At 60.1% G+C, this 16,315-nt stretch carries 13 protein-coding genes; all 13 read left to right on the top strand.

Going from position 1 to position 16,315, the window contains the following annotated elements; all coding sequences use genetic code 11:
• Nucleotides 1-110 precede the first annotated feature (110 nt).
• Nucleotides 111-977 carry a phage capsid protein gene (locus tag BM70_RS0127775; RefSeq protein WP_043274398.1) on the top strand — a complete coding sequence of 289 codons (867 nt, stop codon included), beginning with the start codon at nt 111-113 and terminating at the stop codon, nt 975-977.
• Nucleotides 978-1,021: 44 nt separating this feature from the next.
• Complete coding sequence (locus BM70_RS0127770; RefSeq protein WP_025859048.1) at nt 1,022-1,483, top strand: hypothetical protein; 462 nt, start codon at nt 1,022-1,024, stop codon at nt 1,481-1,483.
• Between the two features lie 73 nt (nt 1,484-1,556).
• Nucleotides 1,557-2,138 carry a hypothetical protein gene (locus tag BM70_RS0127765; RefSeq protein ID WP_218187305.1) on the top strand — a complete coding sequence of 194 codons (582 nt, stop codon included), beginning with the start codon at nt 1,557-1,559 and terminating at the stop codon, nt 2,136-2,138.
• Complete coding sequence (locus BM70_RS0127760; RefSeq protein WP_025859046.1) at nt 2,138-4,288, top strand: hypothetical protein; 2,151 nt, start codon at nt 2,138-2,140, stop codon at nt 4,286-4,288. Before BM70_RS0127765 ends, BM70_RS0127760 begins: the two co-directional genes overlap by 1 nt.
• Before the next feature lie 8 nt (nt 4,289-4,296).
• Nucleotides 4,297-4,746, top strand: coding sequence for a GNAT family N-acetyltransferase (locus BM70_RS0127755; RefSeq protein ID WP_025859045.1), 450 nt, complete (start codon nt 4,297-4,299; stop codon nt 4,744-4,746).
• On the top strand, nt 4,746-5,276 hold the full coding sequence (locus BM70_RS0127750) for a hypothetical protein (protein ID WP_256220950.1): 531 nt from the start codon (nt 4,746-4,748) through the stop codon (nt 5,274-5,276). The genes BM70_RS0127755 and BM70_RS0127750 overlap by 1 nt, the downstream gene beginning before the upstream one ends.
• Nucleotides 5,276-7,294 carry a hypothetical protein gene (locus tag BM70_RS0127745; protein ID WP_025859043.1) on the top strand — a complete coding sequence of 673 codons (2,019 nt, stop codon included), beginning with the start codon at nt 5,276-5,278 and terminating at the stop codon, nt 7,292-7,294. Before BM70_RS0127750 ends, BM70_RS0127745 begins: the two co-directional genes overlap by 1 nt.
• Nucleotides 7,291-9,453, top strand: coding sequence for a hypothetical protein (locus tag BM70_RS0127740; RefSeq protein WP_025859042.1), 2,163 nt, complete (start codon nt 7,291-7,293; stop codon nt 9,451-9,453). The genes BM70_RS0127745 and BM70_RS0127740 overlap by 4 nt, the downstream gene beginning before the upstream one ends.
• A 36-nt stretch (nt 9,454-9,489) precedes the next feature.
• On the top strand, nt 9,490-9,861 hold the full coding sequence (locus BM70_RS32805) for a hypothetical protein (protein WP_155952212.1): 372 nt from the start codon (nt 9,490-9,492) through the stop codon (nt 9,859-9,861).
• Nucleotides 9,862-9,928: 67 nt separating this feature from the next.
• Complete coding sequence (locus BM70_RS0127735; protein WP_025859041.1) at nt 9,929-12,469, top strand: hypothetical protein; 2,541 nt, start codon at nt 9,929-9,931, stop codon at nt 12,467-12,469.
• Complete coding sequence (locus BM70_RS0127730) at nt 12,469-12,807, top strand: hypothetical protein (protein WP_025859040.1); 339 nt, start codon at nt 12,469-12,471, stop codon at nt 12,805-12,807. Before BM70_RS0127735 ends, BM70_RS0127730 begins: the two co-directional genes overlap by 1 nt.
• The gene (terL, locus tag BM70_RS0127725; RefSeq protein WP_025859039.1) at nt 12,797-14,419 is read left to right on the top strand and encodes a phage terminase large subunit; all 1,623 of its coding nucleotides are present in this window, start codon (nt 12,797-12,799) and stop codon (nt 14,417-14,419) included. The genes BM70_RS0127730 and terL overlap by 11 nt, the downstream gene beginning before the upstream one ends.
• 23 nt (nt 14,420-14,442) lie before the next feature.
• On the top strand, nt 14,443-15,891 hold the full coding sequence (locus tag BM70_RS0127720) for a hypothetical protein (protein WP_025859038.1): 1,449 nt from the start codon (nt 14,443-14,445) through the stop codon (nt 15,889-15,891).
• Nucleotides 15,892-16,315 lie beyond the last annotated feature (424 nt).

Below are 16,315 nucleotides of genomic sequence, written 5' to 3'. Positions count from 1 at the left end.
AGACACCCGGAAAGCCCCGAGGCGCAGCAAAGCCGATGCACGCCAGGTAATACCGGCCCGCGATGCGGACACCCGGCAGGCAATCCCTTATCTGCATTGGAGTGCATCGAATGTCCCAGCAAATCACCGAAGCGTTTGTTCAGCAGTTCGCGGATAACTTCCGCCACGTTGCCCAGCAAATGCAGTCCCGTTTCGAGCCGCACGTGACCATCGAGCCGAACATCGTTGGCATGTCGAAGTCGATCAACCGTCTCGGCCAGCGTACCGCGCAACGCCGTACCCAGCGTCACGCTGACACCCCAATCAACGATCAACCACACAGCACGCGCTTTGTGGACCTGTTCGACTGGGACGATGGCGACATGATCGACGACCAAGACAAGATCCGTATGTTGGTTGACCCGACTTCGGACTACGTCAAGGCCATGGTCAGTTCGTTGAACCGCGCCAAGGATGACGTGGTTATTGCCTCGATGGGCGGCAACTCCCGCGCCACCACCGGCAACATCATCCTGCCTGCCACCCAGAAAATTGTCGTGGGCGGCACTGGCTTGACCAAGGCCAAGATCATCCAGGCTCGCAAACTGTTCCGTCGCAACGAGGCCGACAACCACAACGGTGAAGAACTGTTCATCACCTACACCGCCGCCGCCGCTGCCGACATCCTGGCCGACGCCACCTTGACCAGTGCCGACTACATGGCTGGCAAGTTCCTGCAGGAAGGCGACGTAGAAGGCAAGTGGATGGGCTTCACCTGGATTCCGTCTGAGCGCACCCCATACGACGGCAGCACCCGCCGCCTGTACGCATGGGCCAAGTCGGGCGTCACCCTGGGCAAGGGCGCCGATATCACCACCAAGGTAGGCGAGGATCCAGGCAAGGGCTTCAACGTCCGCGTCTACGCCAAAATGTCCATCGGCGCGGTGCGTGTCGAGGAAGAAAAGGTGGTTGAGATCGCAGTAACCGAGGCCGCGTAAGCGGCTTCGGCCTTACCCCTTTCCCCGCTTAGGAGTTTCAAACCATGGCAATCGTATTAGCTTCCGTCTCGGCCGCACGCGCGGCTCTCCCGCAGCAGTTGGTTAAACCCAACCTGCAAGGCGCTGACATTCAAATCCTCGTCAGCACCTACACCGTTCCTGCTGGTGGTGTGGCCATCGGTGACAAGATCAGCTGGGGCCTGCTGCCGTTCGGCTCTCGCCTGATGCCCGGCACCAAGCTTTATTTCGGCGGCGGCGCTGCATCCTCCACCATCAACCTGGGGGATCCGGTGTCCCAAGCCCGCTACTTGGCTGCCACCTCGGTAGCTGCTGCTGGTAGCGCGGCGGCCGAAGCCCAATTCGCCAACGGCGCTCTGTTCGAAGTGTCGGTCGCCCAGCAGGGGCTGGCCACAGATCAAAGCGAACTGCTCTCCACTGTTGCTGGCGCTGCACTGCAAGCAGGTCAAGTCATCACCCTGGTAGCTCAGTACGCCGGCCAAAACTGATTCACGGGCCGCCAAGGAAGGCAAACAACTTACCGGGGCCCTGTGCCCCGGTCTTTTTATCTGGAGGTTTTACATGAGCATGGCGACCGGCGTTTCGATCTGCTCCAACGCCCTGTTGATGCTGGGAGCCCAGACCATCAACGATTTCAACGAGCCGTTAGACCGGGCGAAGCTGGCGGCCAACCTGTATCCGACGATCCGTGACGACCTGCTGCGCACCCATCCGTGGAACTGCACCATCAAGCGCGTGCTGCTGGCGCCTGACGCGACACCCCCGGCATTCGGCTACGCCAACCAGTTCGAACTGCCGGCCGACTTCCTGCGCGTGCTGGAGGTAGGGCAGGCTGGTATCCAGATCGATTACCTGGTTGAGGGCCGCAGCATCCTTGCCGATGCCACGTCGCTGCAGCTGCGCTACGTGTACCTGAACGAAGTAGAGAACACCTGGGACGCTAGCCTGGTGGGGCTGCTCACCCTGGCAATGGCTTGCGCGATGGCTTACCCGATCACCCAGTCATCCGCTCTGCAGGCCGCTTTCGAACAGAAACTGGCCATGGCCAAAAAGGTCGCCCGCGCCGTTGATGGACAGGAAGATCCCCCGCAGACCCTGGGTGATGAGCGCCTGTACGCGGCTCGCTTTGGGGCACACGGATAATGGCCCGCCTGACGATCAACCAAACCAACTTCACGGCTGGCGAGCTTTCCCCGCGCATGCTGGGCCGTGTCGATATCGCCCGGTACCAGAACGGCGCCGAGATCATCCAGAACGCCTGGCCCCTGGTGCACGGTGGCTGCACCCGACGCGACGGTACGCTGTATTCGGCCACCACCAAATTTCCCGCTAAACGATCCCGCCTTATCCCCTACGTGTTCAACAAGTCCCAGGCCTACATGTGCGAGTTTGGCGACCTGTACGTGCGGATCTTCTACCCGGACGGCACCTACACCGGGATTGAACTGGTAAGCCCCTACACCGAGGCAATGCTCAGCACCATTGATTACGTGCAGGGCGCCGACACGATGTTCATCTTCAACACCCAGGTGCCGATCAACCGCCTGCGCCGTATCGCGGATCTGCAGTGGAGCCTGGCCCCGGCGCCGTTCGTGACCAAGCCTTTCGACGAGAAGGGCATCAGCTTCACCACCTCGGCGACCATCAGCGATGTAACCGTGGGCACCGGGCGCACGTTCACGTCGTCTGTTTCCGCCTTCCTGGCGGCTGATGTGGGCCGCGAGATCTGGTCGGGCGGAGGTATCGCCAAGATCACCGCCGTTGTGAATGCGACCGTAGCCACCGTGCAGGTGATCACTGTATTCCCGGTCACGCCCATGACGGCCTGGTCGATCAAGGGGTCGCCGCAGACAACCCTTACCCCAAGCGCCGTGGGCACCGTGGGTGGAATCATCAGCCTGACCCTCGGCGCGGCCGGGTGGCGCACTGATGACGTGGGCAAGTTTGTGAAGGTCAACAGCGGTCTGGTGGAGATTCAGTCCGTATCAAGCACCACGGTTGTTTCCGGAATCGTGCGCGGCGCCATCACGTCGGCGGTGGCATCCCCTGCGAACGCCTGGTCCGTTGAGGGTTCGGTGTGGAACGACATTGACGGTTACCCCTCCACCGGCACTCTGCACGAACAGCGGCTGGCCGCTGCTGGCTCACCGAACTACCCCCAGACCATCTGGGAATCACGCACTGGTGAGTACCTGAATTTCGAACTGGGCACCAAAGACGACGACGCCATGTCGTTCACCGTATCGAGCGACCAGATCAACCCAATCACCCACATGGCCCAGATCAAGGCCCTGATTGCATTGACGTACGGCGGCGAGTTCAGCCTCACCGGGGGTGTCGAGAAGCCAATCACGCCGACCAACATCCAGGTCAAGAACCAATCCGTGTACGGCTGCAACAACGTCAAGCCCGTCCGGATCGGTAACGAGCTGTATTTCATGCAGCGGGCAGGCCGCAAGCTGCGCGCCATGGCCTACAAGTACGACTCCGACGCCTACGGCGCACCAGATATGTCCGTGCTGTCTGAGCACGCCACAGAGACCGGCATCGTCGATATGGCCTACCAGCAAGAGCCGGAATCAGTTCTGTTCCTGGTGCGCGCTGATGGCGTGATCGCCACACTTACCGTCGACCGTGACCAGGATGTGGTGGGATGGGCCCGCCAGATCACCGATGGCCAGTTTGAATCGGTCGCCTCGATCCCCACGGCTACCGGCGAACAGATGTGGGCCATCGTGCGCCGCACTGTCAATGGGGTGCAAACCCGCTACGTCGAGCGCTTTACATCGGGCATTCGGGTTGATTGCGGAATATCCGCCGTCAGCGGCCCAGGCGCAACAGTGTGGAGCGGCCTGGCCCACCTGGAAGGGAAGACTGTCGACATCGTCGCCGATGGCGTGGTGATGCAGCAGCAGATTGTCACCGGCGGGCAAGTGACCATCCCGCGCAATGCCTTCGCCGTGCAGATCGGCCTGCCATTCAAGACCCAAATCAAGACTCTGACACCAGAAGTCCAGGGCAACACCGGCAGCGCCCAGGGCAACAGCATGCGCATTGCTGAAATCACCCTGCGCTTCCTCCAGACAACTGGCTGCGAGATCAACGGACAGCCTGTGGCATTCCGCAACCTGGGCTCGCAGGCCCTGGACAAGCCGCCTGTGCTGTTCACCGGCGATCACCGCATGGAGAACCTTGGATGGGATCGCGGCCAGGCTTCCCTGGTCATCGAGCAAAACCAGCCACTGCCGTTCCACCTGCTGTGCGTCATCAAGAAAATGTCCTTTAACGACTGAGGCCCGACATGATCAGAGCCGCGAAGCACTCCGACGTACCCCGGCTGATCGAGCTGGGCACCATGCTGCACGACATCAGCAGCTATTCCGAACTCGCGTTCTCCCCCGAGAAGTCGGCGGCGTTTCTGCATGAACTGATCAACGGGCACAACGGTGTGGTGTTCGTGGCCGAGATCAATGGAGACATTGTCGGCGGTATGGCCGGCGGCATCGTTGATCAATGGTTCAGCGAAGAAACCATCGCCTACGACTACTCGGTATTTATCGAGCCATCACGCCGTAGCGGGTTTACGGCACGCCGGCTGATCTTGGCCTTTGTCGAGTGGGCTCGCATCCGTGGCGCCCGCCATGTGCAGTTGGGTATCGGCACCAAGCTCAACGTCGAAGGCACATCGAATCTGTATCGATCATTGGGGTTCGAAGTGTTCGCGCCCCTCTTTCAAATGGAGATCAAATAATGGCCGCCGGCGCTGCGTTTATGGCTGCATATGGTGGATACATCGCTGCCGCGGCTGCTGTCGCGGGCACGGCGTATTCCGTTTATTCCTCCCAGCAAGCGGGCAAGCAGGCTCAGGAGACCGCCGACGCCCAGGCCAAACAGTCCCAGCTTGACGCTGATGCGGCTGCAAGCGCTGCTACGGTGCAGGCTGACCGAATCCGGCGCCTTGCCCGTAACCAGGCGAGCGAGGCCAATGCCGCGCTGGCAGGCTCCGGCGTGGAGACCGGCGAAGGATCCGCGATCAACATCAACGAGGAAATCATCGGCAATGCCGAGGAAGACGCGGTGTTGACCATCTTCAATGGCCAGGCGCAGAAAGCGCGCGGCTCCGTTGATGCGAGCAACTATCGGTCGGTGGGAAACCAGGCTCGTGCCAACGCCAACGCCCAATCCATTGGTAGCGTGCTGAACACTGGTGCTTCCCTGGCCATGTCGGGCTGGAAGGCTTCGGCCAATGGCTCAGCGTCCAAAGTTGGGGGGGCTGCCTAATGGCACAGATTCCTCTTGGCAGGTTCGGACAGCCAAACGTCCAAACCGAGGTTGCCCAAAATCGCGTCATTGCTGTCGATCAGTCGCAGCAAAACCGCGCCTCGCAACAGACTGCCGACACCATCGTGAATGCTGGCTTGAACATGATCGACCAGCGGACCAAGGAAGATCAGGCGCTTGCACGGGTCAAGGCCAGCAACTCGCTGATCGATCGTGAATCGCAGATCAAGACCATTGCCACGGACTTAGACGAACAGATTCGCGTGGGCAAGCTGTCCTATGACAAGGCGCCAGAAGCCTACAACGCGGCAGTGTCTAAGCTCGATCCCATCGACACACCCGGACTTGACGCTGCCCAGCAAGGCGAAATCGGAAATTCGCTCAAGCGCATCCAGTTGGGGGGCATGGCCAATATCCAGGCATCCGTGGCGAAGGGGCGAATTCTGTCAGCACAGAGTGACCTGGCTTCTCGCATGGATATGCTGGGGAAAGACGCCGCAATGCCCGGCGCGAACGTCGAGCAGATCAACGCTCGCATGGATGTTGAGGACGTGGACGCCGCCGGACACCTGGCATTTGGTGAGGCCTGGGCCAGCAAAAAGCAGCAGTTCAAGGATAACAACTGGACCACCCACGCCACCCAGCGGGTTATCGAATCGCGGGAAAGCCTGGGTAGCCTCAAGAAGGTCGAGCACGATCTAACCGCCGAGGATGGTTTTTACGCCGGCAAGCTGGACCCAGAGAAGCGTAATCAGTTGCTCAACACCGTTACCGGACGAATATTCCAGGTGCAGGAACACCAGCAACGCCAGGCTGAAATGCGCGAAATGAAGGCTGAGCGCATCCTCACGCAGATGGATCGCCAGGCCGCAACCGGCGTGCCTCCTACGCCAGCAGATCAGCAACGGTGGAAATCCGCTCTGTCCGGTACGTCCGCCGCTGGTGAGTTCAATACCCGCATGCAGGAAATGACACAGGTGCAGGGGTTGCTGCGCCAGCCGCCGGCGGTCGCCCAACAGTACATTGATCAGCAGCGCCTACAAATGCAGTCAAAGGGTGCAAGTGTGGCCGAGCAAGCCAACCTGACCCGCCTGCAGACCGCGCTCGACAACAACGCGAAGCTGATGCGTGACAACCCGCTGACCTTCAACGCAATGCGAACCGGCGCCGATGTGGCGCCGTTGGACATTTCTGGCGTTACTACGCCAGAGGGCCAGCAGAAGCTGGGCGATCAGATCGCGGAGCGCTTCGACGTGGTCGACTCCGTGCGCAAGGCTTATGGACCCGATGTGAGCCGAAACCCATGGAAGCCAGAAGAACAGGTGATGCTGTCGGCCATGGTCAAGCAGGCTGACGACAGCACCAAGCTGCAGGTATTCGGTGCCATTGCTGGATCATCGCCATCGGGCGCCGCCTTTGCCGCCGCTCTCAAGCCGATTGTTGGTGATGACCCAATTGCCACGCTTGCGGGTATGGCGCAGTTTCGCGGGCTCAAGGGCGCCGACGGCACCGACGTACCGCGCACCTTGCTGTCCGGCGCCAAGGTGCTGGCAGACAAATCAGTACCAATGCCCAAAGACAAGTTTTTCCGGGATGCCTTCGACGAGCATGCGGGCGCATCGCTCACCCCTGGCACGCCACAGCGCGAACAGGCCTATCTTGCGTTCAAGTCCCTGTACGCGGGCACTGCAGCGGCGAAGGGCTTGAAGTACGACGAGGGTGACGACCTTGACAAAAAGACCGCCACGGCTGCGTTCGACATGGCAACCGGTGGTGTTGCTGAACGGGCCGGCGCCAAGGTGATCAAGCCTTACGGGATGGGCGACGATGACTTCAACAAGTCCGTAGACACGCAGATCGAGGGCATGGCCAAGGCCAGCAAGATCCCTGTCAGCCAGCTTGAGGACATGCCATTGATGCCGGTCCCAGGCAAGGAAGGCTCCTATTACCTGCTGAACGCCGGACGGGTGCAGATCGACCCGGGCACCCAGAAACCAATCATGGTGATCGTCAAATGAGCTGGCTTGATGGAATGATCGAAGACAGCGAGGCGCGTAGCCAGGATGACCGTCTGGGCCGCACGGCCGATAAGCTGGCGCCTGGGGCCTTCACCGGCGCGCTCAGCACCATAGGACCCAACCTGCTACGCGGCGCCATTGAGGGGGGGCGCACAATCCAGTCCACCGCCCTGCAACTGGGCAGCCTGGCCGTTGAATCGGACCTGGCCATTGGTTCGTCTTATGCTCCGGATGACGGGCAGTTGGCCGACCAGCAGCAGTTCCGGGAAACCCAGGCCCGCGACATCGGCGAGGCAACAGCCAAGTCAGTCATGGACCTGCGACCCGACCCAACAGAGGTTGGCCTTGTTGGGCAGATCCTGGGCGAAGCCGCTGCCGTACTGCCGCGCACCGTTGCCGGTGCCGTTGCTGCTGGCCCGGTCGGCGCCGCTGTCGCCGCTGGTGCGCCTGCTGGGTTTTCAAGCAAGCAGGTGGGCGTAGCCGAAGGCCTGGACGAATCCACCTCCACGCAAAAGGGGCTGATCGATGCCGCCACCATGGGGATTGGCGCCGTTCTGCCGGCTGCCAAGTTCGTCAAGCCGTTGCTCGGTGATGTCTCTATCGCCGTGGGCGCCAATGTCGGCCTGGGTATGGCTGGGCGTGGCGCCACTGCCAAGCTGCTGGAAAGTAACGGCTATCACAGCCAGGCTGCCCAGTACAAAGTCATGGACGGCACCGCGCTGGCAACTGACGCCATCATGGGATTGGCGTTCTTCGGCATCGGTCGCACAAACTTTCGCCGACCGACCACCCGCCAGGTAGACGCTGCCCTCACCGAGCGGACCAACCAACACGCAGACGTTGATACTGCACCGGGCGCACCTATTGATCCGCCGTCGGCCATAGCCCATCAAGATGCAATCCGCACGGTGATCAACCAGTTGCAGCGCGGAGAGCCGGTTGTGCTGCCCGATAGCATCCACAGCGCCCAGTTCATGCGTGCGGCCGATGACGTTCCGGCCATGGCGCCCAGCAAGGATGCAGCCTTGGCCAGCGCCCGCCAGGACCTGGAGCCCACGCTGCGCCTCGAACTGGAGCAGGAAGCCGCTGGCATCTTACCGAACGTGAAGGACGTGAAGGCCGAACTGTCCACAGTCGCGCAGAACCTTGCCGCGTTGGACGACACGTTCCGCGCTCGAGCAAAGGAGTTTCAGCAGCAGGGGCAGACCCGCAAGCAGGCCGAGCAGTCAGCGCGCAAAGCCATCGAAGCCGAGCGCCTGGACCTGGCCGACCGGCAGGCGTCGCTGAATGAAGCCTTGGGCGGCAACCGTAGCGCCGAGCAAGCCCGTGCGGACCTGAACGCCATGGACCGTGGTGAAGTCCCTCAGCGATTCAACGACCGGGTAACCCAGCGCGCTGACGCCATTGTGAGGGGCTTTGAAAAAAATCCGTTGTCCGCCGGCGTTGCTGAGGGTAGCACCAAGCTGACCATGGTCCAGATCGCACGCGGGGAGTTCAACCGAATCCTGAGCCAGATCGAGGATTCCCGGGCGAAACCAATTGAAGATGATGGTGCAGGAACTTCGGTCTCTGCCTACAAGCAGCGGGCGATTGAGCGTGGTGAACCATCGATCCCGGAGGGGATGATCAGGATGTATCACGGTAGTGCGGAGCATGGTCGATATGAAGGGCCCGCATGGTTTTCATCAGACCGGAAATATGCGGAAAACTATCGAGCTAATGCTGAACTGCAGTATGTCGATCTGCCTGAAAGCAAGATCAATGGGCTGGTTGATCCAGATGGATACGGTCAGACCATTTATCGTGGTCATACGCTTAACTATGAGTTCGACTCAGGCGAAACGGGTGTTAGGCGTGCGCTTCCAAAAATGGAAACTACTACATCAAAACCCGCTAAACCTGCATCAGATAGGGTTGATACTGAATCAACACCGGGCAAACCTGCATCAGACCCAGAAATTCAGCTTGCCGATGAGGTCCTGTCCCGCGTTGAGGACATGCGCATTTCCACTGGTGCCATGGATGCTGATGGCAACCCTATCACTGTTTCAGCCCGCGAACTTCTCGCCAGCGCGGATGCCGAGATTGTCAGTGCGCAACAGGAAGCCAAAGGGTTTCCGGCCGCCGTCGCTTGCTTTCTACAGCGTGGTTTAGATTGAATAGGCAATCTGCCACCAATAAAGAAAGGAAACACCATGAAATGGCTCTTGACGGCGCTTGCGCTATTTGCCTTGGCTGGTTGCGCAACTACTGGCAAGTATGAACGCGTGTTGCAAAGCTGGGTTGGCTCTACCGAGCTTGAACTCGTTCAATCTTGGGGGCCTCCTGTGAGGGTCTATGAAAGCAACGGCCATCGCTTTTTGACCTACTCCAACGAAGGCAGCATGTACGTGCCGGGAACATCGCCCACATACCAAACGACTTATTACGGGAACACCGCATATACGAACTCATATGGTGGATCTCCAGGCATGAACGTCCAGCTTTCCTGCGTGACCACGTTCGACGTAGTGGACAACAGGATTTCCAGTTGGCGCTGGCAGGGAAATAACTGCACATCCAATTGAGCAAATAGTCGGGAAACCGTCTATCCCCACCCCATAGGCTTGCTCCCATTCAAACAGGAGCAAGCCCATGCGCCCCGAATGCATCAAGGCTGTCACCCAGGCCATTGGCCGCCCCCTCAACCAGCAAGAAATCCAGGGCATCGAGAACCGCGTGCGCCGCAACATGAAGCAATTGGCGCAGACCGACAGCACCTGGCAATCCAAAACCACTGCTGATCGGCTCAACGAAGCCGCTGCCAAGTCCGCCAAGGACCTGGTGGAAGAAGCGAACCTCAAGAAAAAGCGCGTGGCCTTGACCATCCTGGCCCACGACCGCATCGACAGCTACATGAAGCGCTTCCCGGAACGCCCACTTGAAGGGCTCGACCGGATGTTGGCGTTTTCCGCCGACGGCAAAAGCGGGATTCTGTCGATTGAGTCATCCACGCGGGCGATCCGTGATGACTCGTTGAGCCGCATGCTCGACGTGATTGATCAGACCAAGGGCAAGTTCCTGGGCCTGTTCCAAGACGAAGCCGGAAACCTGGCCCTGGTGCGTGAGCTGCACGGCGAGGACTCCGGCAGCGCCGTGGCCAAGACCGCCGCCAAGCAGTTCAAGGACACTGCCGAGCAGCTGCGCCAGCGCTTCAACCGCGCCGGCGGTGACGTGGGCTTCCTGGACGACTGGTCCATGCCCCGCGATCACTCCCAGGTGAAGGTGGCAAAGGATCAGGCCAAGTGGGTCGCCGATCATGTGCAGTGGGCGAACCGTAGCAAGTACCTCAAGGAAGACGGCTCGCCAATGAACGATGCCGAGCTGACCGACTTCCTCCAGCACGCCTGGGTGACGCTGGCCACCGGTGGCGCCAACAAGATTGAACCCGGCCAGGCCGCCGGTAATGGCATGCGCGCCAACCGCGGGAGCGAGTCGCGGCAGATCCACTACAAGGATGCGGAAAGCTTCATTGCGGCCCAGAAGGCCTACGGGGACCGCAACCTGTTGGAATTGCTGATCGGGCACATTGACCGGGCTTCACGGGATATCGCGCTGGTTGAAGCGCTGGGGCCTAATCCCAGCAACCAAATGCGCTACTTCCTGGACGCTGGTCAGAAAGCCATGGATACCGCCAAGCCCGGCGACCTGGCCAAGACCGCCAAGCAGCGCAAGAAGATTGAGCACCTATTTGAAGAAGTGGCCGGCACCCGTGAGCCACCGGTATCTGCCGCTCTGGCCAATGGTTTCGACACCTATCGCGCACTCAACGTCGCCAGCCGCCTGGGCTCCGCCGTCCTGACTTCGGTCACCGACCAGGGAACGCTGGGCCTTACCGCATCCATGAACGGCATGCCGGTGATGAAGGTGTTTGCCAATGAGCTGCGCATGCTCAACCCGGGCAGTGCTGGTGATCGACGCATGGCGCAACGCGCGGGCCTGGGCCTTAATCAACTGATCGGCAGCCTGAACCGCTTCGGCGCTGATGGCCTGGGTACCAATGAACAGGTGGCCGGCCGTATCGCCAAGTTCTCCCAGACCGCTGCCAGCAAGGTCATGCAGGCATCCGGGCTCAATGCCTTGACCGCCGGCAGTCAGCGGGCGTTCGGCGCTACCATGCTGGACACTATCGGCGATATGTCGCGCCGCCATGATTCCTTGGCGGCGATGGACCCGGCCGACGCCAAGCGATTGATGGGGCAGGGCGTCACCGAAACGGACTGGTCTGTATGGCGTATGGCACAGCCCGAGGACTGGCGCGGCGTGGGAGACACCGTGCTGACTGCGAACAGCATCTACCGCATTCCTAACGCTGACCTGGTGGCGATGGCGCAGCAGCTCAAGACAACCCCGCAACGGCTCAAGGATCAGGCCGCCACCAAGCTGCTGGGGGCCGTGCTGGATGAAACCAACATGGCAATCATTGAGCCAGGCGCAAGGGAGAAGGCAATGATGCATGGTGGTGTCGAGCGCGGCACCGCCAAGGGCGAGCTACTGCGCTCGTTCTGGCAGTTCAAAAGCTTCTCCATCGGCATGATCATGCGTCACGGCGCGCGCGGCATGGCCCAGGAAGGATGGGGTAAGGCTGGATATCTCGCTGCCCTGGTCGCGTCCACCACCGTGCTGGGTGGCATGGCCATTCAGCTTGGGGAGATTGCCGCCGGACGGGATCCGAAGGATATCACCGATGATAAAAAGTGGGGCGTTCCGGGGCTGCGCTTCGGTCTTGCGTCATTCCTCAAGGGTGGCGCCATGGGCCTGTACGGCGACTTCCTGTTCTCCGACACGTCGCAGGGCGGGAGCTCGCCGCTTGCAGCCTTGGGCGGCCCCATCGCCGGCGACCTGGAGGCCATATTCAAGTTGAAGGACAACGCCGCAGACGGTGAGGTCAACCAAACAGGGGGAAAACTGGTGCGCTTGGCCAAGAGCCATTTGCCTGGGGCGAACCTCTGGTACACCAAGGCCGCCACTGACCACCTGATCTTCAACCAGCTGCAGGATTACTTCTCGCCTGGATACTTGCGCCGGATGAAACAGCGGGCCCGCAAGGAATTCAATCAGTCGTACTGGTGGGAGCCGGGCGATTCAACCCCAGATCGCGCGCCGAACCTTGGCGCAGCTGTAGGAGCGAAATGATGCGCGACGATCAGATCACCCGCCTGCAAGCCTTGAGCGAACGCCTTGGCGAAGTTGTCATCACTGAGGTCGACCCGCACAACTGGCCAGGCGCCGAGAAGGTTCCTACCGAACTGACCCAGCAGGAACGCGGCGACCGCTATTGGTGCAAGAAGAACGCCGCCGCCACCATGACGCTGTTACTCAAGGTTGTGAACATCGCCGGCATCATGAACCGACAGAAGCCAGCCCCGGACGCTGGGCATGCTGTTGACGAACTGGACGGCGAGTTAGCTGCCGCCGAACGAGAGGCCCAGGCCATCATCGATCGGATGCAGAAGGCCGGGAATGTCTACTGACCCAGAGAAGAAAGTCAGCCTGCTGGTTTTCTTCATGCTGTGGGCGCGGCGCATGCGTTGGGATGTGCCGTTTATCCACGTGCAGGCGCTTATATGGCTGGAGGCTAAAGGGTCTCTGGCCGTTTTGCGTTGCTTCCGGGGCTTTGGTAAATCGACGCTGCTGGCGATTTACAACGCCTGGCTGTACTACAAGGACCCGACCTATCGAATTCTGCACCAGTCGGAATCGGACCCCACGGCCTACAAGACCAGCCGCGACACGCAAAACGTTATCCGCAATCACCCGCTGACTCGGCACTTGCTACCACCCAACCAGGGCACGGTTGAACAGTGGTGGGTTGAAGGTGCTTCCGACTTCCGTAACGCCAGCATGTTCGCCAAGGGCATTCTGTCGAACGTCACGTCAGCACGTGCTGACGAGTGCCAGAACGATGACGTGGAGGTGCCGCGTAACATCCAGACCCCAGAGGCGCGGGAGAAGCTGCGATACCGCCTGGGCGAGCAGACGCACATCCTGGTGCCTGGTGGTAGCAAGCTCTATATCGGCACACCGCACACCCACGACAGCCTGTACGACGAACTCGAAAGCATGGGGGCCGACTGCCTCACCATCCGCATGTTTGCCCAGGAACACCGGATAGAGGACGCCAAGCAAAATGCCTATGACGTCCCGTTCGTGCCCGAGGTGGTGTTCTCCGGTATCGGCAAGCACGCCCGCGTGCTGGTGCTGGGCAAGGATTACCAACAGACGAAAACCGGCATAGCGTTCTTTACGCCCCCCGGCACCCTAGTGGACTGCTACGCAGGCAGCGCCTGGCCTGAGCGTTTCGACATGGCCACCCTGGAAACTCGGCGCCGCGAAACCCGTACCATCAACGAATGGGACTCGCAGTATCAGCTCCACTCGAAACCTGTTACAGAGGTCCGCCTGAACCCTGCCCGCATCATCCCGTACGACGTTCAGCCGGTCATGCGCTACGCCAACGGCGCGGCCGCAATGTACCTGGGGTCAACGCAGATCGTGGGCGCCATCGCCTATTGGGACTGCTCACTGGGCAAGATCAAATCTGATGCCTCTGCCTTCTCGCTGATCCTCACAGACGCCCGTGGCCAGCTGTATTGGCACCTGGCCGTAGGCCTGACCGGCGATATTGCCGAGTACGGCGAGCGCGACCAGATCATTGGCGGCCAGGTGCACCAGATCCGCGAACTGGTGATCAAGTATCAAATCCCCCGGGTAGTAATCGAGACCAACGGGCCAGGCGGCTTTGCTCCGGCAATCCTCAAGAACGCCTTAAAGGGCACGGGCTGTGGGGTAGGGGAAGAGCATTCCAGCACCAACAAGCAGAAACGCATCCTCGACGCCTTCGAATCACCGCTGTCGGCTCGCTTCCTATGGGCCCACATCGAGGTTCTGAAAATCATCTGGGACCAAATGCGCGACTTCAACCCAGCGCTCACCACCCAGGAAGACGACTTCATTGACTCTGGCGCCGGCGGCATCGCCCAGACCCCAGTTCGCATTGGCCGGATAGTCGGGAAACCGACAGAGGCTCGTCGTGACAATTGGCGTCCAGATGCGGGCGTGCACGAAGTGCAGGTCGATTACTAGCCCGCCACCACCAGGGGCTCACCATGTCAGTTCAACCCGGACCAACGTTCAAGCGCTACGCTGCCAATGGCGTGGCCACCGTGTACACCATCCCATTCCTGCTGCTGGATTCGGCCGATCTGCAGATCACCTTGGACGGTGTGCTGGTGACCACCGGGTTCACCCTTGCCGGCATCGGAAGTCCTGCCAGTTCATGCACGTTCGCAGTTGCGCCCACGGGCGACTTGCTTTTCCAGCAGGTTGTTCCTTTCCAGCGTCTGGCTGACTACCAGATCAATGGGGATTTTCTTGCTGAGACGGTGAACCGAGATTTTGACCGGCTGTGGTTGGCCGTCAAGCAGCTGAACCGCGACAGTAATCGGGCTCTTACTGTAAGTCTGCTGGAGCCGGAAGGCATTCCGCCCTTGCCAGTCAAGGCAGTGCGCGGCTTGAGAATGCTGGCATTCGATGTCGTCGGCAACCCTGTCACCTCCAACCTCACACTGGCACAGATCGAACAACAACCGGCATTGGCGCTTGAATCCGCTCAAGCGGCAGCTGCTTCGGCATTGTCTGCCAATAATTCAAAGCTTGCCGCGGCGACGTCGGCCGGCGACGCTAGTGATTCAGCGGTCTTGGCGCAGAGATGGGCAGAAAACCCAGAAGATACCCCAGTAACAGCAGGCCTTTACTCTGCGCACCATTGGGCAAACAAGGCGGGTGCCTCCGTTCTCGGTTCGCAGCGACAAATCATTGCGATCACAGCTACCGTCGCCGGCAATGCGATGACGTTAGGGCTACCGAAAACCCCGATCGCGTTCCGTAGTGCAACGCTTACAGGCGGTGCGGTAAACATCAGGGATTTGCCGGCTGACCTATCGTTGGTAATTCCATCTGGCGCCACACTTGGCACAGCCAACGCCACGCTTGAAAGATTGATGCTGTTGGCAATTGATAACGCCGGCACGGTTGAGCTCGCAGTCGTGAACGCATCCGGTGGCGTCAACCTAGATGAAACCGGACTGATCAGCACCACGGCCATCAGCGCAGGAGCAACCTCAGCCAGCGTTATCTATTCGACGACTGCTCGCACAAATGTTCCGTATCGTGTCGTCGGTTTCGAAGAGTCAACGCAGGCAGTAGCGGGCACTTGGGCAACAGCCCCAAGCAAGATACAGGGTGCTGGCGGACAAGCGATTGCGTTGAATGGCTTTGGCGCCTGGCAATCGCCGCAAAACCTTATTGGTTCCAGGGTCGTCGGCACCCCCTACAAAAACAGCACCGCGCGCCCAAGAACAATAACCGTTACTGCGACTTCCGGTAATGCCTCAACTACGATTGATGCGAATGTCAACGGCTCAGGTTTAATGAGGATTGCCTCAACGGCTTCGGGTACCGGCCCTTCTGCTGCGACAGGTACGGTGACAGTCCCACCATTTGGTTCGGTCGTAATCACTTCAAGCGGCGCGCTCTCACAGTGGTGGGAGCAGTAACATTTCTAGGGTTTCAGGCAGAGATCCAGGTGATCAGGTGCTCGCCTGCTCTTTCCTTTCCCTTAGCAGCCGCTGGATCCCGATACGTCACGCGTTCACCTTGCCTGATCAGTGGCGCCAACAACTACGGGTTCACCACAGAGACGTCAGCCACCCAGATGATTATGAACATCGCAGCGCAAGGCCTTGCTGTTACGAACAAGTCAACTCGTGCGGTGGTGGCAATGACACCGGCGTCATGGCGATTGAGGCTTAAGGCGAGCAGATTTTAACCGGGTGGCGATCTTTGATCAGAGTGCCTATTATCGTTTGGCAACCAGGGTTCGAAAGGGCCCAGCGAAACCTAAAAAGTACACTGGCTAGTACAGCGGTTTAGGCGGTATCCGGAGATAGCCAGTAAACACTGGTGGATGATCGCTAAATG

Source organism: Pseudomonas sp. CHM02, assembly GCF_000612585.1.
GTDB lineage: Bacteria > Pseudomonadota > Gammaproteobacteria > Pseudomonadales > Pseudomonadaceae > Aquipseudomonas.
This window is presented reverse-complemented; position numbering and strand designations above follow the sequence as displayed.